This is a genomic window from Planococcus plakortidis (genome assembly GCF_001687605.2).
Lineage (GTDB): Bacteria > Bacillota > Bacilli > Bacillales_A > Planococcaceae > Planococcus > Planococcus plakortidis.
On the sequence record NZ_CP016539.2, the window covers coordinates 140,568 to 159,464 of the forward strand.

Annotated in this window: 33 protein-coding genes; all 33 read left to right on the plus strand. The window is 47.7% G+C overall.

The window, feature by feature from the left end:
• The first annotated feature begins 46 nt into the window (after positions 1 to 46).
• Entirely contained in the window at positions 47 to 877 is an 831-nt protein-coding gene (gene rplB, locus BBI15_RS00680) for a 50S ribosomal protein L2 (RefSeq protein WP_068871360.1), read from the plus strand.
• A gap of 60 nt (positions 878 to 937) precedes the next feature.
• Entirely contained in the window at positions 938 to 1,216 is a 279-nt protein-coding gene (gene rpsS / locus BBI15_RS00685) for a 30S ribosomal protein S19 (RefSeq protein ID WP_068871362.1), read from the plus strand.
• Between the two features lie 19 nt (positions 1,217 to 1,235).
• Entirely contained in the window at positions 1,236 to 1,577 is a 342-nt protein-coding gene (gene rplV, locus BBI15_RS00690) for a 50S ribosomal protein L22 (protein WP_058382159.1), read from the plus strand.
• 3 nt (positions 1,578 to 1,580) lie between these two features.
• The gene (rpsC, locus tag BBI15_RS00695) at positions 1,581 to 2,237 is read left to right on the plus strand and encodes a 30S ribosomal protein S3 (protein ID WP_068871364.1); all 657 of its coding nucleotides are present in this window, start codon (positions 1,581 to 1,583) and stop codon (positions 2,235 to 2,237) included.
• A gap of 1 nt (position 2,238) precedes the next feature.
• Complete coding sequence (gene rplP, locus BBI15_RS00700; protein WP_058382157.1) at positions 2,239 to 2,673, plus strand: 50S ribosomal protein L16; 435 nt, start codon at positions 2,239 to 2,241, stop codon at positions 2,671 to 2,673.
• A complete protein-coding gene (gene rpmC / locus BBI15_RS00705; RefSeq protein WP_068871366.1) occupies positions 2,663 to 2,863 on the plus strand; it encodes a 50S ribosomal protein L29 in 201 nt (66 codons plus the stop codon). Before rplP ends, rpmC begins: the two co-directional genes overlap by 11 nt.
• 23 nt (positions 2,864 to 2,886) lie before the next feature.
• Entirely contained in the window at positions 2,887 to 3,150 is a 264-nt protein-coding gene (rpsQ, locus tag BBI15_RS00710; protein WP_058382155.1) for a 30S ribosomal protein S17, read from the plus strand.
• A 47-nt stretch (positions 3,151 to 3,197) separates the two neighbouring features.
• Positions 3,198 to 3,566, plus strand: a complete 369-nt coding sequence (rplN, locus tag BBI15_RS00715; protein ID WP_033542790.1) for a 50S ribosomal protein L14 — start codon at positions 3,198 to 3,200, stop codon at positions 3,564 to 3,566.
• 36 nt (positions 3,567 to 3,602) lie between these two features.
• Positions 3,603 to 3,914, plus strand: coding sequence for a 50S ribosomal protein L24 (gene rplX / locus BBI15_RS00720; protein WP_058382154.1), 312 nt, complete (start codon positions 3,603 to 3,605; stop codon positions 3,912 to 3,914).
• 27 nt (positions 3,915 to 3,941) lie between these two features.
• On the plus strand, positions 3,942 to 4,481 hold the full coding sequence (gene rplE / locus BBI15_RS00725; RefSeq protein WP_068871368.1) for a 50S ribosomal protein L5: 540 nt from the start codon (positions 3,942 to 3,944) through the stop codon (positions 4,479 to 4,481).
• Between the two features lie 19 nt (positions 4,482 to 4,500).
• Positions 4,501 to 4,686, plus strand: coding sequence for a 30S ribosomal protein S14 (gene rpsN, locus BBI15_RS16215; protein WP_084632683.1), 186 nt, complete (start codon positions 4,501 to 4,503; stop codon positions 4,684 to 4,686).
• A 29-nt stretch (positions 4,687 to 4,715) separates the two neighbouring features.
• Positions 4,716 to 5,114 (plus strand): 30S ribosomal protein S8, encoded by a 399-nt coding sequence (gene rpsH, locus BBI15_RS00730; RefSeq protein WP_068459709.1) that lies wholly within the window; start codon positions 4,716 to 4,718, stop codon positions 5,112 to 5,114.
• Between the two features lie 30 nt (positions 5,115 to 5,144).
• Positions 5,145 to 5,684 carry a 50S ribosomal protein L6 gene (gene rplF, locus BBI15_RS00735; protein ID WP_068871370.1) on the plus strand — a complete coding sequence of 180 codons (540 nt, stop codon included), beginning with the start codon at positions 5,145 to 5,147 and terminating at the stop codon, positions 5,682 to 5,684.
• Positions 5,685 to 5,717: 33 nt separating this feature from the next.
• Positions 5,718 to 6,080 (plus strand): 50S ribosomal protein L18, encoded by a 363-nt coding sequence (gene rplR / locus BBI15_RS00740; RefSeq protein ID WP_068871372.1) that lies wholly within the window; start codon positions 5,718 to 5,720, stop codon positions 6,078 to 6,080.
• Between the two features lie 20 nt (positions 6,081 to 6,100).
• Positions 6,101 to 6,601, plus strand: coding sequence for a 30S ribosomal protein S5 (rpsE, locus tag BBI15_RS00745; RefSeq protein ID WP_058382149.1), 501 nt, complete (start codon positions 6,101 to 6,103; stop codon positions 6,599 to 6,601).
• A 14-nt stretch (positions 6,602 to 6,615) separates the two neighbouring features.
• The gene (gene rpmD, locus BBI15_RS00750) at positions 6,616 to 6,798 is read left to right on the plus strand and encodes a 50S ribosomal protein L30 (RefSeq protein WP_038701926.1); all 183 of its coding nucleotides are present in this window, start codon (positions 6,616 to 6,618) and stop codon (positions 6,796 to 6,798) included.
• A 33-nt stretch (positions 6,799 to 6,831) separates the two neighbouring features.
• The gene (gene rplO, locus BBI15_RS00755; RefSeq protein ID WP_058382147.1) at positions 6,832 to 7,272 is read left to right on the plus strand and encodes a 50S ribosomal protein L15; all 441 of its coding nucleotides are present in this window, start codon (positions 6,832 to 6,834) and stop codon (positions 7,270 to 7,272) included.
• A complete protein-coding gene (gene secY / locus BBI15_RS00760; protein ID WP_068871373.1) occupies positions 7,272 to 8,567 on the plus strand; it encodes a preprotein translocase subunit SecY in 1,296 nt (431 codons plus the stop codon). Before rplO ends, secY begins: the two co-directional genes overlap by 1 nt.
• A 57-nt stretch (positions 8,568 to 8,624) precedes the next feature.
• Positions 8,625 to 9,278 carry an adenylate kinase gene (locus tag BBI15_RS00765; protein WP_068871375.1) on the plus strand — a complete coding sequence of 218 codons (654 nt, stop codon included), beginning with the start codon at positions 8,625 to 8,627 and terminating at the stop codon, positions 9,276 to 9,278.
• Positions 9,279 to 9,681: 403 nt separating this feature from the next.
• The gene (gene infA / locus BBI15_RS00770; protein ID WP_006828950.1) at positions 9,682 to 9,900 is read left to right on the plus strand and encodes a translation initiation factor IF-1; all 219 of its coding nucleotides are present in this window, start codon (positions 9,682 to 9,684) and stop codon (positions 9,898 to 9,900) included.
• 37 nt (positions 9,901 to 9,937) lie between these two features.
• Entirely contained in the window at positions 9,938 to 10,051 is a 114-nt protein-coding gene (gene rpmJ / locus BBI15_RS16220) for a 50S ribosomal protein L36 (protein WP_006828951.1), read from the plus strand.
• Positions 10,052 to 10,075: 24 nt separating this feature from the next.
• Complete coding sequence (gene rpsM, locus BBI15_RS00775; protein WP_068871377.1) at positions 10,076 to 10,441, plus strand: 30S ribosomal protein S13; 366 nt, start codon at positions 10,076 to 10,078, stop codon at positions 10,439 to 10,441.
• Positions 10,442 to 10,466: 25 nt separating this feature from the next.
• Positions 10,467 to 10,856 (plus strand): 30S ribosomal protein S11, encoded by a 390-nt coding sequence (gene rpsK / locus BBI15_RS00780; RefSeq protein ID WP_068871379.1) that lies wholly within the window; start codon positions 10,467 to 10,469, stop codon positions 10,854 to 10,856.
• Positions 10,857 to 10,983: 127 nt separating this feature from the next.
• Positions 10,984 to 11,928 carry a DNA-directed RNA polymerase subunit alpha gene (locus tag BBI15_RS00785; RefSeq protein ID WP_068871381.1) on the plus strand — a complete coding sequence of 315 codons (945 nt, stop codon included), beginning with the start codon at positions 10,984 to 10,986 and terminating at the stop codon, positions 11,926 to 11,928.
• A 45-nt stretch (positions 11,929 to 11,973) separates the two neighbouring features.
• On the plus strand, positions 11,974 to 12,348 hold the full coding sequence (gene rplQ, locus BBI15_RS00790; protein ID WP_058382141.1) for a 50S ribosomal protein L17: 375 nt from the start codon (positions 11,974 to 11,976) through the stop codon (positions 12,346 to 12,348).
• A 339-nt stretch (positions 12,349 to 12,687) separates the two neighbouring features.
• Entirely contained in the window at positions 12,688 to 13,536 is an 849-nt protein-coding gene (locus BBI15_RS00795; RefSeq protein ID WP_068871382.1) for an energy-coupling factor ABC transporter ATP-binding protein, read from the plus strand.
• Positions 13,512 to 14,384 (plus strand): energy-coupling factor ABC transporter ATP-binding protein, encoded by an 873-nt coding sequence (locus tag BBI15_RS00800; protein WP_068871384.1) that lies wholly within the window; start codon positions 13,512 to 13,514, stop codon positions 14,382 to 14,384. The genes BBI15_RS00795 and BBI15_RS00800 overlap by 25 nt, the downstream gene beginning before the upstream one ends.
• Entirely contained in the window at positions 14,381 to 15,178 is a 798-nt protein-coding gene (locus BBI15_RS00805) for an energy-coupling factor transporter transmembrane component T family protein (protein ID WP_068871386.1), read from the plus strand. Before BBI15_RS00800 ends, BBI15_RS00805 begins: the two co-directional genes overlap by 4 nt.
• A 60-nt stretch (positions 15,179 to 15,238) precedes the next feature.
• Complete coding sequence (truA, locus tag BBI15_RS00810) at positions 15,239 to 15,976, plus strand: tRNA pseudouridine(38-40) synthase TruA (protein WP_068871388.1); 738 nt, start codon at positions 15,239 to 15,241, stop codon at positions 15,974 to 15,976.
• 216 nt (positions 15,977 to 16,192) lie between these two features.
• On the plus strand, positions 16,193 to 16,630 hold the full coding sequence (rplM, locus tag BBI15_RS00815) for a 50S ribosomal protein L13 (protein ID WP_068871390.1): 438 nt from the start codon (positions 16,193 to 16,195) through the stop codon (positions 16,628 to 16,630).
• A gap of 29 nt (positions 16,631 to 16,659) precedes the next feature.
• Positions 16,660 to 17,052: a 30S ribosomal protein S9 gene (gene rpsI / locus BBI15_RS00820; RefSeq protein WP_058382135.1), complete on the plus strand. Its 393-nt coding sequence runs from the start codon at positions 16,660 to 16,662 to the stop codon at positions 17,050 to 17,052.
• 90 nt (positions 17,053 to 17,142) lie between these two features.
• Entirely contained in the window at positions 17,143 to 17,583 is a 441-nt protein-coding gene (locus BBI15_RS00825) for a VOC family protein (protein WP_068871392.1), read from the plus strand.
• 100 nt (positions 17,584 to 17,683) lie between these two features.
• Positions 17,684 to 18,757, plus strand: a complete 1,074-nt coding sequence (locus tag BBI15_RS00830) for an Mrp/NBP35 family ATP-binding protein (RefSeq protein ID WP_068871394.1) — start codon at positions 17,684 to 17,686, stop codon at positions 18,755 to 18,757.
• Positions 18,758 to 18,897: the final 140 nt, after the last annotated feature.

Sequence of the window (18,897 nt, forward strand, 5' to 3'; positions counted from 1 at the left end):
TGCATAAGTTCTGAACAAGAACTAATCAAAGAAGGAGGGAAACAACGTGGGGATTAGAAAATATAAACCTACCACTAACGGTCGTCGTAACATGACTAGTTCGGATTTCGCGGAAATCACAACGAACAAGCCTGAAAAGTCGCTTTTGCAACCGACGAAGCGTAAAGGCGGCCGTAACAACCAAGGTAAAATCACTGTACGCCACCACGGGGGCGGACATAAGCGCCAATACCGCGTGATCGATTTCAAACGTAACAAAGACGGCATTCCAGGACGCGTTGCTACGATCGAATACGATCCGAACCGTTCTGCGAATATCGCACTTATCCATTACGCTGACGGAGAAAAACGTTACATCCTTGCACCTAAAGGCGTTGAGGTTGGCACGCAAATCATGTCAGGACCGGAAGCAGACATCAAAGCAGGTAACGCTTTGCCATTGATTAACATCCCAATGGGTTCTACTATCCACAACATCGAGTTGAAACCAGGCGGAGGCGGCCAATTGGTACGTTCTGCAGGAGCTTCAGCACAAGTGCTTGGTAAAGAAGGAAAGTACGTAACTGTCCGCTTGCAATCAGGCGAAGTTCGCATGATCCTTGCTACTTGCCGCGCAACAATCGGCGCTGTCGGAAACGAGCAGCACGAATTGATCAACATCGGTAAAGCAGGACGCAACCGCTGGAAAGGCAACCGCCCAACAGTCCGCGGATCTGTCATGAACCCGAACGATCACCCACACGGTGGTGGTGAAGGACGTTCGCCAATCGGACGTAAATCGCCAATGTCTCCATGGGGCAAACCGACTCTTGGGTACAAAACACGCAAGAAAACGAACAAATCCGATAAATTTATCGTGCGTCGCCGCAAAAAATAATTTGATTACGCTGCGGTTCATCGAAAGAACCGTGGTGCAATCACGAAGGGAGGATCCCAAATGGGTCGCAGCTTGAAAAAAGGACCTTTTGTAGACGATCATCTTATGAAGAAAGTCGAAGCACAAAAGGATTCTGAGAAAAAACAAGTGATCAAAACTTGGTCCCGCCGTTCTACAATTTTCCCGACATTCATCGGGCAGACAATTGCAGTATACGATGGCCACAAACACATCCCTGTATACGTGACTGAAGATATGGTAGGCCATAAACTTGGTGAATTTGCTCCAACACGCAAATACGCAAGCCATGGTGCAGACGATAAGAAAACAAGACGTTAATTGAGAGGAGGATTTCCCCATGCAAGCAAAAGCTGTTGCTAGAACAGTACGTATTGCTCCTCGTAAAGTCCGTTTAGTAGTAGATTTAATCCGAGGCAAGCAAATCGGTGAAGCGGTCGCGATTTTGAACCACACTCCTAAAGCAGCATCCATTGTTGTTGAGAAGTTGTTGAAATCTGCAGCTGCTAACGCTGAACACAATTACGAAATGAACATCGAGAACCTTGTCATCAGCGAAGTATTCGTTGACGAAGGGCCGACTTTGAAGCGTTTCCGTCCACGTGCAATGGGACGTGCGAGCGCGATCAACAAACGCACAAGCCACATCACACTAGTGGTATCTGAGAAGAAGGAGGGATAATTCGTGGGACAAAAAATTCATCCAATTGGAATGCGAATCGGAATCATCCGTGACTGGGAGTCGAAATGGTACGCTGAAAAAGACTACGCGACACTCCTTCACGAAGATTTGAAAATCCGTGAATACATCGAAACACGTTTGAAAGAAGCTTCCGTTTCGAAAATCGAAATCGAGCGCGCTGCAAACCGTGTAAACGTAACAATCCACACTGCGAAGCCAGGTATGGTAATCGGTAAAGGTGGCTCTGAAGTAGAAGTACTTCGTACGCAACTGAACGCGATGACTGGCAAGCGTGTCCACATCAACATCGTAGAAATCAAACGAGCTGACCTTGATGCGAAATTGGTCGCTGAAGGAATCGCACGCCAGCTAGAAAACCGTGCATCTTTCCGCCGTGCTCAAAAACAAACGATCCAACGCACTATGCGTGCAGGCGCTAAAGGGATCAAAACTCAAGTATCTGGACGTCTAGGCGGAGCTGACATTGCCCGTGCTGAGTCCTACAGCGAAGGAACTGTTCCGCTCCATACATTGCGCGCTGACATCGACTATGCGCACGCTGAAGCAGACACTACTTATGGTAAGCTTGGCGTAAAAGTATGGATCTACCGCGGTGAAGTCCTTCCAACCAAGAAGAATTCTGAGGAAGGAGGCAAATAATATGTTATTGCCAAAACGCGTAAAATATCGTCGTGAACACCGTGGCAAGATGCGCGGAGAAGCGAAAGGCGGCAAAGAAGTCGCATTCGGCGAATATGGCCTGCAGGCTCTTGAGTCTTCATGGATCACTAACCGCCAAATCGAATCTGCCCGTATCGCTATGACACGTTACATGAAACGTGGCGGTAAAGTCTGGATCAAGATTTTCCCTCACAAGCCATACACGAAAAAGCCTCTTGAAGTACGGATGGGTTCCGGTAAAGGTTCACCTGAAGGCTGGGTAGCGGTTGTAAAAACCGGTAAAATTATGTTCGAAATCGCTGGAGTATCTGAAGAAGTTGCACGCGAAGCATTGCGTCTTGCCTCTCACAAACTGCCAGTGAAAACGAAATTCGTAAAACGCGAAGAAATTGGTGGTGAATCGAATGAAAGCTAAAGAAATCCGTGACCTAACCACTGCTGAAATCGAACAAAAAGTGAAATCACTGAAAGAAGAGCTTTTCAACCTTCGCTTCCAATTGGCTACTGGTCAATTAGAAAACACGGCTCGCATCCGCGAAGTACGTAAAGCGATTGCCCGTATGAAAACTGTGATTCATGAAAGAGAACTCAGTGGCAACAACTGATAATTCGAGAGGAGGTTGCAAGTATGTCTGAGCGTAACCAACGCAAAGTATACACAGGCCGCGTCGTGTCTGACAAAATGGATAAAACCATCACAGTAATGGTTGAAACTCAAAAGAAGCACGCGCTTTATGGCAAACGTGTAAAATACTCTAAGAAATTCAAGACTCATGATGAGAACAACGAAGCGAAAATGGGCGACATCGTTCGCATCATGGAAACTCGTCCACTATCAGCTACGAAACGTTTCCGTTTAGTGGAAGTCGTCGAAAAAGCTGTCATCATCTAATTTAAATAAGTTCGGAATCCTAAAAGTTCCGGAGGGAGGTTACCTAAGTGATCCAACAGGAAAGTCGTTTAAAAGTTGCAGACAACTCGGGTGCTCGTGAAGTACTTACGATTAAAGTGCTTGGTGGTTCTGGTCGCAAGACAGCAAACATCGGTGACGTAATCGTTTGTACCGTGAAAAAAGCAACACCAGGTGGCGTTGTTAAGAAAGGTGAAGTCGTTAAGGCTGTCATCGTTCGCACGAAAAGCGGAGCTCGCCGTAAAGACGGTACTTACATCAAATTTGATGAAAATGCATGTGTGATCATCCGCGACGATAAAGGTCCACGCGGAACACGTATCTTCGGACCAGTTGCACGTGAACTTCGTGACAACAACTTCATGAAGATCGTTTCACTTGCTCCTGAAGTTCTATAAAACATCCAACGTGCGATACCAAGGAGGTGCGACAGAATGCATGTAAAAAAAGGCGATACAGTTAAGGTCATCTCTGGGAAAGACAAAGGCAAAACAGGAGTTGTTTTGACTGCTCTACCTAAGAAAGACCGTGTGCTCGTTGAAGGTGTTAACATCGTCAAAAAGCATACAAAACCGAACCAGGCAAGCCCGCAAGGCGGAATTGTCAGCCAAGAAGCTGCGATCCACGTATCAAACGTGATGGTAGTTGACCCTAAATCCGGCGAGCCGACTCGCGTAGGATATAAAATGGAAGACGGCAAAAAAGTTCGTGTTGCAAAAAAATCCGGTGAAAAATTAGATAAATAAAATTCCTGAATGAGGGGAGGTACAAACATGAACCGCCTACAAGAAAAATATGTGAACGAAATCACACCTGCTCTAGTGAGCAAGTTTGAATATTCCTCAGTAATGCAGGCACCGAAAGTTGACAAGATTGTCATCAACATGGGTGTCGGCGAAGCTGTCCAAAACACAAAATCACTTGATTCTGCTGTTGAAGAATTGCAGATGATCACTGGTCAAAAGCCGGTCATCACAAAAGCTAAGAAATCTATCGCTGGCTTCCGCCTTCGTGAAGGCATGCCAATCGGATGTAAAGTTACACTACGCGGTGAGCGTATGTATGACTTCCTGGACAAATTGATTGCGATCTCACTACCACGTGTACGTGACTTCCGCGGTGTATCGAAAAAATCTTTCGACGGACGCGGCAACTACACACTTGGTGTGAAAGAACAATTGATCTTCCCTGAAATCGATTATGATAAAGTTTCTAAAGTACGCGGTATGGATATCGTAATTGTGACAACTGCGAACTCTGATGAAGAAGCTCGTGAGTTATTGACACAATTCGGTATGCCGTTCCAAAAGTAAAGATGAGGGAGGCGTAAACGTGGCTAAAAAATCAATGATTGCTAAACAAAAACGCACGCCAAAGTATAAAGTACAAGAGTACACACGCTGTGAACGATGCGGACGTCCGCATTCAGTCCTGCGCAAATTCAAACTTTGCCGTATTTGTTTCCGTGAACTTGCTTACAAGGGACAAATTCCTGGCGTCAAAAAAGCCAGCTGGTAATCCCCTAAATTGGGAAGGAGGTAAATGTAATGACAATGACAGATCCGATTGCAGATATGCTGACACGCATTCGTAACGCAAACATGGTTCGTCACGAGAAATTGGAGCTTCCGGCTTCCAACGTGAAAAAAGACATCGCTGAAATCCTGAAGCGCGAAGGTTTCGTACGTGACGTAGAATATGTTGAAGATGATAAACAAGGCATGATCCGCATTTTCCTTAAATACGGTGCCAACAACGAGCGCGTCATCACTGGCTTGAAACGCATTTCAAAACCAGGACTACGCGTATACGCTAAAACTGATGAGGTGCCTCGCGTACTGAACGGTCTTGGAATCGCTCTAGTATCGACATCACAAGGTTTGGTAACTGACAAAGAAGCCCGCGCGAAAAAAATCGGCGGCGAAATCATAGCTTACGTTTGGTAAGAAGCAACAAACGAATGGAGGTGCAACAGAATGTCACGTGTAGGTAAAAAACCAATCGAGGTTCCTGCTAACGTTACCGTTACTGTCGGAGAAGGCAATAACGTAACTGTAAAAGGACCGAAAGGCGAGCTCACTCGCTCATTTAACCCAGATATCACGATCACGCAGGAAGACAATGTATTGACATTGTCACGCCCATCAGATTCCAAAGACCACCGCACAAACCACGGTACAACCCGTGCATTGCTCGCGAACATGGTTATCGGAGTATCTGAAGGCTTCTCCCGCTCACTTGAACTAGTCGGTGTAGGTTACCGTGCCCAGCTACAAGGCAAGAAATTGGTCTTGAACGTTGGATACTCTCATCCGGTGGAATTCACTCCGGAAGAAGGAATCGAAATCGAAGTACAAGGCAACACGAAAGTCGTCGTTAAAGGAATCAACAAAGAGTTGGTCGGAGCACTTGCTTCAAACATCCGTGCTACTCGCCCGCCAGAGCCGTATAAAGGCAAAGGGATCCGTTACGAAGACGAGAAAGTTCGCCGCAAAGAAGGTAAAACAGGTAAATAATGCTGCTTAGGCAGGCTGAAAGGAGTGACCTCAGTGATTACGAAACTCGATAAAAATGCATCCCGTAAGAAACGTCACGCCCGCGTACGTTCTAAAATCACGGGAACAGCTGAACGTCCGCGTTTGAACATTTTCCGCTCAAACAAATACATCTACGCTCAATTGATCGACGATGTAAACGGCGTAACGCTTGCTAGCGCATCATCTGCAGACAAAGATTTTTCTCTTGAATCAAAAGGCAATGTCGAAGCGGCTGCTAAAGTCGGTGAAACGATTGCAAAACGCGCAGTGGAAAACGGCTTGAAATCAGTTGTTTTTGACCGCGGTGGTTATCTATATCATGGACGTGTACAAGCTTTGGCTGAAGCTGCACGTGAAAACGGCTTAGAATTTTAAAAGAAGGAGGGACACATATAATGCGTCGTATTGATCCAAACAAACTTGAACTTGAAGAACGCGTAGTTACGATTAACCGCGTAGCGAAAGTTGTAAAAGGTGGACGTCGTTTCCGTTTCTCCGCATTGGTTGTTGTAGGCGACAAAAATGGTAAAGTCGGTTTTGGGACTGGGAAAGCACAAGAAGTTCCAGAAGCAATCCGTAAAGCTATTGAAGATGCGAAGAAGAACTTGATCGAAGTACCTATGGTTAAAGGTACTACTCCACATCTAGTGACCGGGCGCTTCGGTGCCGGCTCGATTCTTATCAAACCTGCTTCACCAGGTACTGGTGTTATCGCTGGTGGTCCTGTACGTGCGGTATTGGAGCTTGCAGGAGTACAAGACATCTTGTCTAAATCTCTTGGTTCCAACACACCGATCAACATGGTCCGTGCTACTATCAACGGTTTGACTCAACTGAAGAGCGCTGATGAAGTTGCAAAACTTCGCGGTAAAACTACAGAAGAGTTATTCCAATAAGGGAGGGAAATTACATGGCTACTAAACTAGAAATTACCCTCACTAAGTCTGTGATCGGTTCAAAGCCGGCACAGCGCAAAACAGTCCAGTCACTAGGCCTGCGTAAAATGCATCAAACAGTTGAGCACCAAGACAATGCCGCAGTTCGCGGAATGCTTGATAAAGTCGCTCACTTAGTCACTATCAAAGAAGTTTAATCCCTGATTTCTATAGAAGGAGGTGCCAACCACATGAAACTTCACGAATTAAAACCAGCAGAAGGTTCACGCAGCTCACGCAAGCGTATCGGACGCGGAATCGGTTCAGGTACTGGTAAAACTGCCGGTAAAGGTCATAAAGGTCAAAAAGCCCGTTCAGGCGGCGGTGTCCGTCCAGGATTCGAGGGTGGTCAAAACCCATTGTTCCGTCGTTTGCCGAAGCGTGGATTCACGAACATCAACCGTAAAGACTACACTGTCGTAAATCTTGACGTGTTGAACCGTTTCGAAGAAGGCACAGAAATTACACCTGCATTGTTGATCGAAACAGGTGTTGTGAGCAAAGAGCGTTCTGGTATCAAGATCCTTGGTAACGGAAGCTTGGACAAGAAATTGTCTGTACAAGCCCACAAATTCTCTGCATCAGCTAAAGAAGCGATTGAAGCTGCCGGCGGTCAAACCGAGGTGCTTTAATGTTTCAGACAATCTCTAATCTTATGCGCGTATCTGATATTCGAAATAAAATTTTCTTTACTTTAGCAATGCTCATCATCTTCCGTATCGGGACATTCGTTCCGGTGCCGAACGTTGATGCGTCAGTACTCCAAGCTACTGATCAGATGGGTCTGATCGGTTTCTTGAATACTTTCGGCGGAGGCGCCCTAGCCAACTTCTCGATTTTGGCGATGGGGATCATGCCTTACATTACGGCATCGATCATCGTGCAGCTTCTGCAGATGGATGTTGTGCCGAAATTTGCTGAGTGGGCGAAACAAGGCGAAGTCGGAAGACGGAAACTTGCGCAATTCACTCGTTACTTTACAATCGTTCTTGCCTTCATTCAGGCGATCGGCATGTCTTATGGATTCAACCAAATGTACGGTGGTACATTGATCCAAGACGATTCGATTGCGACGTATGTGGTAATCGCTATCGTACTGACAGCAGGAACAGCATTTCTATTGTGGCTTGGTGAGCAGATCACGGCAAAAGGCGTGGGGAACGGTATTTCGATTATCATCTTCGCAGGGATTGTCGCTGCAGTACCAGGAGCAATCAACCAACTTTATGCGCAGCAGATCCAAGGGGCTGGCGACCAGCTTCCGATCAACATTGTCATCATGGCATTGCTCGCACTCGCAGTTGTTGCAATTACTGTATTGGTCATTTACGTCCAACAAGCGTTGCGTAAAATCCCGATCCAGTATGCCAAGCGTGTCGCTGGCCGTGGCCAGAGCTCGAATGGGCAGCAAACGCATTTACCTTTGAAAGTAAACGCGGCCGGAGTTATCCCGGTAATCTTTGCAGTGGCGTTCATCATCACGCCGCAAACCATCGCTTCTTTCTTTGGTGCCAACGCGTTTACGGAGGCAATCCAGAATACGTTTGATTACACGCGTCCTGTCGGCATGATCATCTATGTCGCCTTGATCATCGCATTCACGTATTTCTATGCATTCATTCAGGTCAATCCTGAAAACGTGGCGGACAACTTGAAAAAGCAAGGTGCATACATTCCGGGAATCCGTCCGGGTAAAAATACGCAAGATTATTTAACAAGTGTGCTTTACCGCCTAACTTTTGTAGGAGCGATCTTCCTCTCAGTTATCTCGGTTCTGCCAATTTTCTTCATCAACGTCGCAAACCTGCCTCAATCTGCACAGATTGGCGGCACCAGTTTGCTGATTGTCGTCGGGGTAGCCCTCGAGACGATGAAGCAATTGGAATCGCAGCTTGTGAAACGTCATTACAAAGGCTTTATGAAATAATCAATGGAGGGGAACGTGCAAACGTTCCTTATCCACTTGTCTGAGGGGGCAAAACGTATGAACATTGTGTTGATGGGTCTACCAGGTGCCGGCAAAGGCACGCAAGCAGACGAAATTGTCAAGAAGTACGACATCCCTCATATTTCGACAGGCGATATGTTCCGTGCGGCCATCAAAGGCGGTACGGCGCTAGGCCTGGAAGCAAAGTCGTTCATGGATCAAGGTGCCTTGGTGCCTGACGAAGTGACGATCGGTATCGTCCGAGAGCGACTCAGCCAAGCGGATTGTGAGAAAGGCTTCCTGTTGGATGGCTTTCCACGCACAGTCCCTCAAGCTGAGGCGCTGGAATCTCTTCTGGCTGATCTTGGCAAACGAATCGAGCATGTCGTAAACATCCAAGTTGAACAAGACGAATTGATTGCACGTTTAACAGGCCGTTGGATTTGCAAAGTTTGTGGAACTGCTTACCATACTGTCTTCAATCCTCCTGCAACAGCAGGTGTGTGCGATAAAGATGGCGGAGAGCTCTACCAACGCGAAGACGACAAGCCTGAAACCGTCACGAAGCGTTTAGAAGTTAACATGCAACAAACTCAGCCGCTTCTCGACTTCTATGAAGAGAAAGACGTGCTGACCAATATAGATGGACAGCAGGACATTGATAAAGTATTTGCTGACATTGATGCTCTTCTAAAGGGCGACCGAGGCTAAGTCCCCGGCGCCGGGCGCAGTTAGTTGCCTCCATGTGGCTTTAAGGAGCACCGGAGATATGAATTTTCGTGAGCTGCAAAAGCAAACAAGGCCTGATTATATGAAACCGGTGAGGCTCGTTGCTCCGTGCAATTCCGCACCGGAGGTAGTATAATGGGTTTCGTGGAAGCATCTGTGTAACGGGTTTGGAACTCATCCAAGGCAGTCCGGGCAGTCGAGGATACGTGGGTCAGACTGGTAACCGGAACCCCCGAACTCCGCTGTCAGAAGTGGGGCGAGGAACCCGGAGAAGGTCTTTCAAATGTCACTCATGCATTCCTTGTGAATGGATAAGAATCATTCAATCAGCAAATACTGTTTGAAGATGAGTACCTGATTTGTATACAGAAGGGAGACTGGGTCGATGGCGAAAGACGATGTAATTGAAATCGAAGGAACAGTCGTTGAGACTTTGCCTAACGCGATGTTTAAAGTGGAGCTTGAAAACGGCCATACGATTCTTGCGCACGTATCAGGCAAGATTCGCATGCATTTCATCCGCATTCTGCCAGGAGATAAAGTGACAGTGGAACTTTCTCCTTATGATTTAACACGCGGTCGCATCACATACCGTTTTAAATAATCTTTTGCACTCCGGACTACTAAGGAGGTTGGGTTAGATGAAAGTGAGACCATCTGTTAAACCGATCTGCGAAAAATGTAAAGTTATTCGCAGAAACGGTAAAGTAATGGTAATCTGTGAAAATCCGAAACACAAACAAAGACAAGGTTAATAAAGAAGGAGGTGCATCGCACACATGGCACGTATTTCTGGTGTTGACATTCCGCGCGATAAACGCGTTGTAATTTCATTGACTTATATCTACGGTGTTGGGAAAACGACTGCTCAGAAAGTCCTTTCTGATGCTGGCGTTTCTGAAGAGACTCGCGTCCGCGACCTTACAGAAGACGAATTGAACAATATCCGTGAACAACTAGACCAATACAAAATCGAAGGTGACCTTCGCCGTGAAGTTTCCATGAACATCAAACGTTTGATGGAAATCGCTAGCGTCCGTGGTATCCGCCACCGTCGCGGTCTTCCGGTCCGTGGTCAAAACACGAAGAACAACGCGCGTACGCGTAAAGGTCCTCGTAAAACTGTAGCTAACAAGAAAAAATAATCAGTAAAGGAGGTTGTTTCTTAACATGGCACGCAAACAACAAACTCGTAAGCGTCGTGTGAAAAAGAATATCGAATCCGGTATTGCTCACATCCGCTCAACATTCAATAACACAATTGTTACGATCACTGATACACAAGGTAACGCAGTATCATGGTCTTCGGCTGGTGCTCTAGGATTCCGTGGTTCACGTAAATCCACTCCATTCGCTGCCCAAATGGCTGCTGAAACTGCTGCAAAAGCTTCCATGGAACATGGTTTGAAAACTTTGGAAGTAACTGTTAAAGGTCCTGGTTCAGGTCGCGAAGCCGCTATCCGTGCGCTTCAAGCTGCTGGATTGGAAGTTACTGCAATCAGAGACGTAACTCCAGTTCCTCACAACGGCTGCCGCCCGCCAAAACGCCGTCGCGTATAATCGTTGGTCTGAATAGGATTTTTGAACATCACGACTTACTCAATGTGTTCTGAATCGTAGCGAAAGTCTGTGACTATCGAATTCTTATGCAACGAAAATACCGACGTTTTGAAGGAGGGTAAACTGAATGCTCGAAATAGAAAAACCAAAAATTGAAACGGTTGAGATCGACAGCAACGCCAAATACGGCAAATTCGTTGTCGAACCCCTTGAGCGTGGATATGGTACCACTTTAGGTAACTCCTTACGTCGAATCTTACTTTCATCTTTACCTGGCGCAGCTGTTACTTCGATCCAAATTGATGGCGTCTTGCATGAATTCTCCACTGTCGAAGGTGTAGAAGAAGATGTAGCCTCTATCATTTTGAACATCAAGAAGCTTGCGTTGAAAATTTACTCTGACGAAGAAAAAGTCATTGAAATTGACGTAAAAGGTGACGGAACGGTTACGGCTGCAGATATCACTCACGATAGTGACGTGGAAATTCTGAATCCGGATCTATATATTGCAACAATCGCGAAAAACGGCCACTTGCGCATGCGCATGTATGCTAACCGCGGCCGTGGATATGCCCGTGCAGATCAGAACAAACGTGAAGATCTTCCGATCGGCGTCATCCCGATTGACTCTATTTACACGCCAGTTTCACGCGTCAATTTCCAAGTGGAAAATACCCGTGTGGGCCAACTCGCTCATTTCGATAAATTAACCCTCGATGTCTGGACAGATGGAAGCATCGGTCCTAAAGAGGCAATTGCGCTTGGCGCGAAAATTTTCACTGAACATCTGAACATCTTCGTAGGATTGACGGATGAGGCCCAAACAGCTGAAATCATGGTTGAGAAAGAAGAAGACCAAAAAGAGAAAGTGCTTGAGATGACTATCGAAGAGCTTGATCTTTCGGTCCGTTCTTATAACTGCCTGAAACGTGCCGGCATTAACACCGTCCACGAATTGGCCAACAAGTCGGAAGACGACATGATGAAAGTTCGCAACCTCGGACGCAAATCACTTGAAGAAGTGAAAGTGAAGTTGGAAGATCTAGGCCTTGGCCTTCGTAAAGAAGACTGATTGCCCGACTCTTCCTGAACTATTCAACAAAGGAGGGAAACTTCAATGAGAAAACTTCAACGTACAAGTTCTCAACGTAAAGCGCTTTTGCGTGACCTTACGACTGACCTAATCGTCCACGAACGCATTCAGACAACTGAAGCGCGTGCAAAAGAAGTCCGTTCAACTGTAGAAAAAATGATTACGCTTGGTAAGCGCGGAGATATCCACGCACGCCGTAAAGCTGCAGCATACATTCGCCGTGAACTCGTGACTTCGACTGACGAAGAAGGCAACGAAAACACAATCTTTGCTTTGCAAAAATTGTTTGATGATGTTGCACCACGTTACGCTGACCGTCAAGGCGGCTACACACGCATCATGAAAATGGGGCCTCGTCGCGGAGATGGCGCACCAATCGTAATTATTGAATTGGTTTAATCAGTTGAAGAGGGTTCATAGCCCTCTTCTTTTAGCATCATGATTTATACGACAATATGAAAAGCTGAGTGTTATGATGAGCGAGCCTTCGGGCGGCGTCTCGTCTAGCTCTACGCACCTCATTCAACCGGCGGCTTAAGCACCCGCAGGAGCCATAGAGACAGAAAAGCGCATACTCTGAATGAGGTGCGCGCTTTTTTTATTTATTGATCCATTAATTTTCAGTGTTGATGTTCCACAGAGGGGGATATGAACAGTGCAAATTAAGCGTGGCTAGAGCGTTCCCGTTTTACAGCACATAAGAGCAGAGTAGAGAATGTTTAGAGGAGGCTTCAACATATGAAAGGAAGCATTTTGTCATTTGAACAAGTGACATTCACATACGTACCAGAAGACGAATCGATCAAGCCGGCTGTCTCGGATCTGTCGTTTTCGATCGGGGAAGGGGAATGGGTGGCGCTGGTCGGCCATAACGGTTCGGGCAAATCGACAATCGCCAAGCTGATGAACGGCTTATTATTCCCCCAGCAAGGAACAGTCAAAGCGATGGGATTGACAATGTCTGAAGAAAGCTTATGGGACATCCGTTCGCAGATGGGGATGGTATTCCAGAATCCGGACAATCAATTTGTCGGGGCGACGGTGCAGGATGATGTGGCGTTCGCTTTAGAGAACAACGGCGTTCCCCACGAAGAAATGGTCGTTCGTGTCCGGGAATCCTTACAGCAAGTGAAGATGGCGGATTATCTTGACCACGAACCGCATCACCTGTCCGGCGGGCAAAAGCAGCGTGTGGCGATTGCCGGGGCACTTGCTTTGCGGCCGCGCCTGCTCATTTTGGATGAAGCGACTTCGATGCTCGATCCGCAAGGGCGACGGGAAGTCATCGAGACGATCCGTGAGTTGCGTGAAGCAACAGGCCTCACTGTGCTGTCGATCACCCATGACCTCGAGGAAGCGGCGCTCGCTGACCGTGTATTGGTGATGAGTGCCGGGCAGAAACAAATGGAAGGTACGCCCGATGAGGTGTTTTCCGCTGGTGAAGAGCTGACGGAGATGGGGCTGGACTTGCCGTTTGCAATGCGGATGGCCGGTTTACTGAAACAAGCCGGTGTGCCGATGACCGGTGAATCTATGACAGAACATGAGCTGGTGGAGGAATTATGGACATATTACTCAAGCAAGTAGGATACAGCTACGCCAAAGATACCCCTTTTGAAAAACGGGCATTAACGGACGTGACCCTGCACATACCGTCCGGCTCTTACACAGCGATCATCGGGCATACAGGTTCGGGGAAATCGACCGTACTCCAGCATTTGAATGCCTTATTGCAGCCGACTGAAGGCAGTGTGCTGATCGGCGAACGGAAAATCGAGGCAGGGACGAAAGCGAAAAACTTGCGCGATGTGCGGAAAAAAGTCGGCATCGTCTTCCAGTTTCCGGAACAACAGCTATTTGATGAAACGGTCCTGAAAGATATCATGTTCGGCCCGCTGAACTTCGGCGTGCCGGAAGAAGAAGCACGCAGACGGGCCATTGCTTTGGTCGATCAGCTCGGGCTTCCGGATAACGTGCTCGAGAAATCGCCGTTTGACTTATCCGGCGGACAGATGCGCCGCGTCGCCATTGCAGGAGTCTTGGCGATGGAGCCGGATGTACTCGTGCTGGATGAACCTACGGCCGGGCTCGACCCGCGCGGACGCCGGGAAATCATGGACTTGTTTTATCGGCTCCATCAAGAAAAGGGCTTAACGACTGTACTTGTGACACATAGCATGGAAGATGCGGCGCGGTATGCGGATACAGTGGCGATCATGCACAGCGGAAAATGCGTCGCGACCGGAGAGGTGCGTGAAGTCTTTGCCAATGAAGAACAGCTCGGCGATTACCGGCTGGAGCCGCCGCGCACCGTGCGCATGCAGCGGGAGTTTGAAGAAAAAACCGGCTTAACGCTCGATGAACTTGCGCTGACCGAAGAAGCGCTTGCGCAATCCATTGCGCAAGCACTCCAGGAAGGGCGTGAGCCGAAATGATGGAAAAAATGATTTTCGGGCGTTTTATTCCAGGAGATTCACCCGTCCACAGGCTGGACCCAAGAGCCAAGATCCTGTTTGTCTTCTTGTTTATCGCGATCGTTTTTATCGCGAATAACGCCATTACCTACGCAATTTTGCTTGGATTCACCTTATTATCGGTGTTTTTATCGAAAATCCGGCTGTATTTCCTGATCAATGGCTTAAAACCCGTCTTTATCTTGATGGCGTTTACGTTTTTCCTGCATTTATTCTTTACAGAAGGCGGAGCCTTACTGTTTAGCATCGGTTTTGTAGACGTCTATGAAGAGGGGCTGCGGCAAGGGATCTTCATCTCGATCCGCTTCCTTGTGCTAGTCTTCATGACGAGCATCCTGACCTTGACGACTTCCCCGATTTCGATTACGGATGGCATCGAGGTGCTGCTCGGGCCATTCAAACGCTTCAAACTGCCGGTCCACGAGCTGGCATTGATGATGTCCATTTCACTGCGGTTCATCCCGACTTTGATGGACGAAACCGGGAAGATCCTGAAAGCGCAAATGGCACGTGGATCGGATATCGGCTCAGGCCCCATCAAAGAACGCATCAAAGCGGTCGTGCCGCTACTTATTCCATTATTTGTCAGCGCCTTCAAGCGGGCGGAAGATTTAGCGACCGCCATGGAAGTGAGAGGGTACCGCGGGGGAGAAGGGCGCACGCGTTACCGCCAGCTCAACTGGCGCTTTATGGATACGCTGAGCCTGTTGCTGCTCGCAGGATTTGCCGGGCTGCTTTGGTATTTCCGCAGTTAACCGAACGAGACGCCGAGTGGCTGAAATCTAGATTATGAAAGCTTTAAAAGGAGAGACCCCATGAAACGAATGAAAGCGACGATCGCCTATGACGGCAGCGGATTTGCAGGCTATCAAATCCAGCTGAAGACCCGCACTGTCCAACTGGAGCTGTTGCGCGCATTGAAAGAATTGCATAAAGGCGAACCGGTCGAAGTGGTGGCAAGCGGACGGACGGATTCGGGTGTGCATGCCACCGGCCAGGTGATCCATTTCGATACGCCGTTTTCCATGCCGAAAGAGTCCTGGATGCGTGCGCTCAATGTCCGCTTGCCACAAGACATCCAGGTCTACGATATCGAAGAAGCGGATGCCGATTTTCATGCCCGCTATCATGCCAAGGGCAAGATTTACCGGTATAAATGGAGCCGCAGCAAACTCATCAATCCATTCCACCGTAATCATCTCGTCCACGTGCCGCAGAAAATCGATGTGGGGCGCATGGAAAAAGCGGCTGAAGCCTTTATCGGCACACATGATTTTTCGAGCTTTTGTGCAGCTAATACCAATGTGGTCGATAAAGTAAGGAGCATTTGGCGGATTGATTTCGAAGAGCATGGCGAAGAATTGCATATGGTGATCGAAGGATCGGGTTTTCTCTATAACATGGTCCGCATCATTGCAGGCACCTTGCTGGAAGTCGGGTTGAATAGAAGGGAACCGGAAGAACTGGCTGAAATCATCGCTGCTTGTGATCGCGACGCTGCAGGGAAAACAGCGGCAGCGCACGGGTTGTACTTGGAAAAAGTGCATTATTGAAAATGAAGCAACTTTTCCAGGTGTTTTTCCTGAATTCCCTTGACTTAAAGTGCAATCCGTTATATGATGATGTATGGTATTTTCATTACCCCCACGATATGCCCCGGAAGGTTATTTGTGTTAAGGGATAACGAAAACACGGAACAACGGAACCAACACGGAACACTTGGAACTGAATTCTAAAAAAAGAGACGATTCATTAGGAGGACAATATACATGCGTACAACATTCATGGCTAAAGGTCACGAAGTAGAGCGTAAATGGTTGGTTGTCGATGCAGAAGGGCAAACTCTTGGACGTTTGGCTTCTGAAGTCGCTTCAATCCTACGCGGGAAATACAAACCAACATTCACACCGAACGTCGACACTGGCGATCATGTCATCATCATCAATGCTGACAAAATCCACTTGACAGGTAAGAAACTTACCGACAAAATCTACTACCGCCACACGCAATATTCAGGCGGGCTTAAGCAGCGCACAGCTCTTGAAATGCGCACGAAATACCCAACAAAAATGCTTGAACTAGCAATCAAAGGCATGCTTCCAAAGAACTCTTTGGGCCGTCAAATGTTCAAGAAACTTCACGTATACGCTGGACCAGAGCATAACCACCAAGCACAACAGCCGGAAGCTTACACGCTTCGCGGATAATAATCAGTAAATAAGAGGAGGATACACCTTTGGCACAAGTTCAATATATCGGTACAGGTCGCCGTAAAAACTCAACAGCTCGCGTACGTTTGGTACCAGGAGACGGTACAATCACAATCAACAACCGTGACGTATCTGACTACGTTCCATACGAAACGCTTGAGCAAATCATCAAACAACCACTAGTAACTACTGAAACTCTTGGTAGCTACGATGTATTGGTTAACGTAAAAGGCGGCGGATTCACTGGACAAGCCGGCGCAATCCGTCACGGAATCGCACGCGCTCTACTTACAGTAGACCCAGAATTCCGCGGAGCACTTAAATCTGCCGGATTCCTAACACGTGACCCACGTATGAAAGAACGTAAAAAATACGGTCTTAAAGCGGCACGTCGCGCACCACAATTCTCAAAACGTTAATTTTACCTTTCAAAAGCACTTTCCGGTTTTCCGGAAGGTGCTTTTTGTGTTTTGGCGAATTCCATAGCAAACCGAAAAGGAGTGGATGGAATGAACCGCATTAATTTGATCTGCCTAGGCGTCCAGGATATGGAAAGGTCTGTGAAGTTTTACCGGGATGGACTGGGCTTCCAGACGGATGAAATGAGCGATAAACCGGACATCATTTTCTTCAATACTTCAGGCACGAAATTGGAGTTATATCCTTTAGAGGAATTGGCAAAAGACATCGACGCAGAGCATCCACCGGTGAAAAGCGGTTTCTCAGGCATTACCTTGGCCTATAATGCCAAATCCCGCGATGAAGTGGACCAGGTCATGAACCTGGCGAGAAAAGCGGGGGCGGTGATCGTGAAACAACCGGTCGACGTCTTTTGGGGAGGGTATTCGGGTTATTTCCAAGACCCGGACGGCTACCACTGGGAAGTCGCATATGGCCCCGGTTTTACATTTGACGCACAAGATATGCTCGACTTCAATCGTACCGAATAGCAATTGCAAGATGCCGCGCAGCGAAAAGCCGGAATGGATTTAAAAACGCTTTCACTATGTTATACTGAACTGTAGCAAAAGTGATAAGGAGTGTAGTGGAATGTTGAGTGAAGCACAAGTACGAGAAGCAGTCGGAGCTCTAGAAGATCCGTTTTTACATAGAACGCTTGCCGAAACGAACGGTATCGTGGCGGTAAAAATCAAGGAAGAGAAAAAATACGTCAGTGTGAAATTGGCGATTGCCAAGACGAATACACCGGAACAAATGCAACTTCAGATGAAAGTGGTCGATGCCATCAAAGGAGTCGGCGCTGATTCTGTCGGCATCCGTTTCGAAGAGCTCCCACCGGAAGCGTTGGCACAGTTCCGCGGAACCGCAAATGAATCCGAAGCGCAGGATTTATTGTCTCCATTAAACAAAGTCGAATTCATCTCCATCGCCAGCGGAAAAGGCGGCGTCGGGAAGTCGACGGTCTCCGTGAACTTGGCAATCGCGCTTGCGCGTGCAGGGAAAAAAGTCGGCCTTGTGGATGCAGACATCTACGGCTTCAGCGTGCCGGACATGATGGGCATCGATAAAGCGCCGGTCGTGCGCGGCGATACGATCATCCCGGTGGAGCGCTTCGGCGTCAAAGTGATTTCCATGGGCTTCTTCGTCGAAGACAATATGCCTGTCGTCTGGCGCGGCCCGATGCTCGGGAAAGTCCTGGATCAGTTCTTCCGCGACGTGGAGTGGGGCGATCTTGACTATCTCCTATTGGACTTGCCGCCAGGAACAGGTGATGTCGCACTCGATATCCACCAGATGCTTCCGGCCTCTAAAGAAATCGTCGTCACGACACCGCATCCAACAGCGGCATTCGTGGCTGCACGCGCAGGAGCAATGGCATTGCAGACAGACCACGAAGTGCTCGGTGTGATCGAGAATATGTCTTGGTTTGAAAGCCAAGCATCCGGCAAAAAGGAATACGTCTTCGGTAAAGGCGGCGGCCCAAAACTTGCGGAAGAATTGCAAGTACCGTTGCTCGGCCAGATCCCGCTCGGCCAGCCGGACTGGAACGAAGAAGACTTTGCCCCATCTGTCTATGCAGAAGATCATCCTACCGGAAAGATATATGGAGAGATTGCACAACAAGTCCTCCAGCAATTCAAGGAAAAGCAAAACAAACAGTAAATCATATAATCCGGAGACCGGCTTTCGGTTTCCGGATTTTTTAATAGGCGATAAAAGACTTTCAAGGTTTGTTCACAACTCCTCCTGCAAAGGGGATGGTTTGTTGATACAATCGAAAGGAACTTTAATTTAACGGAGGC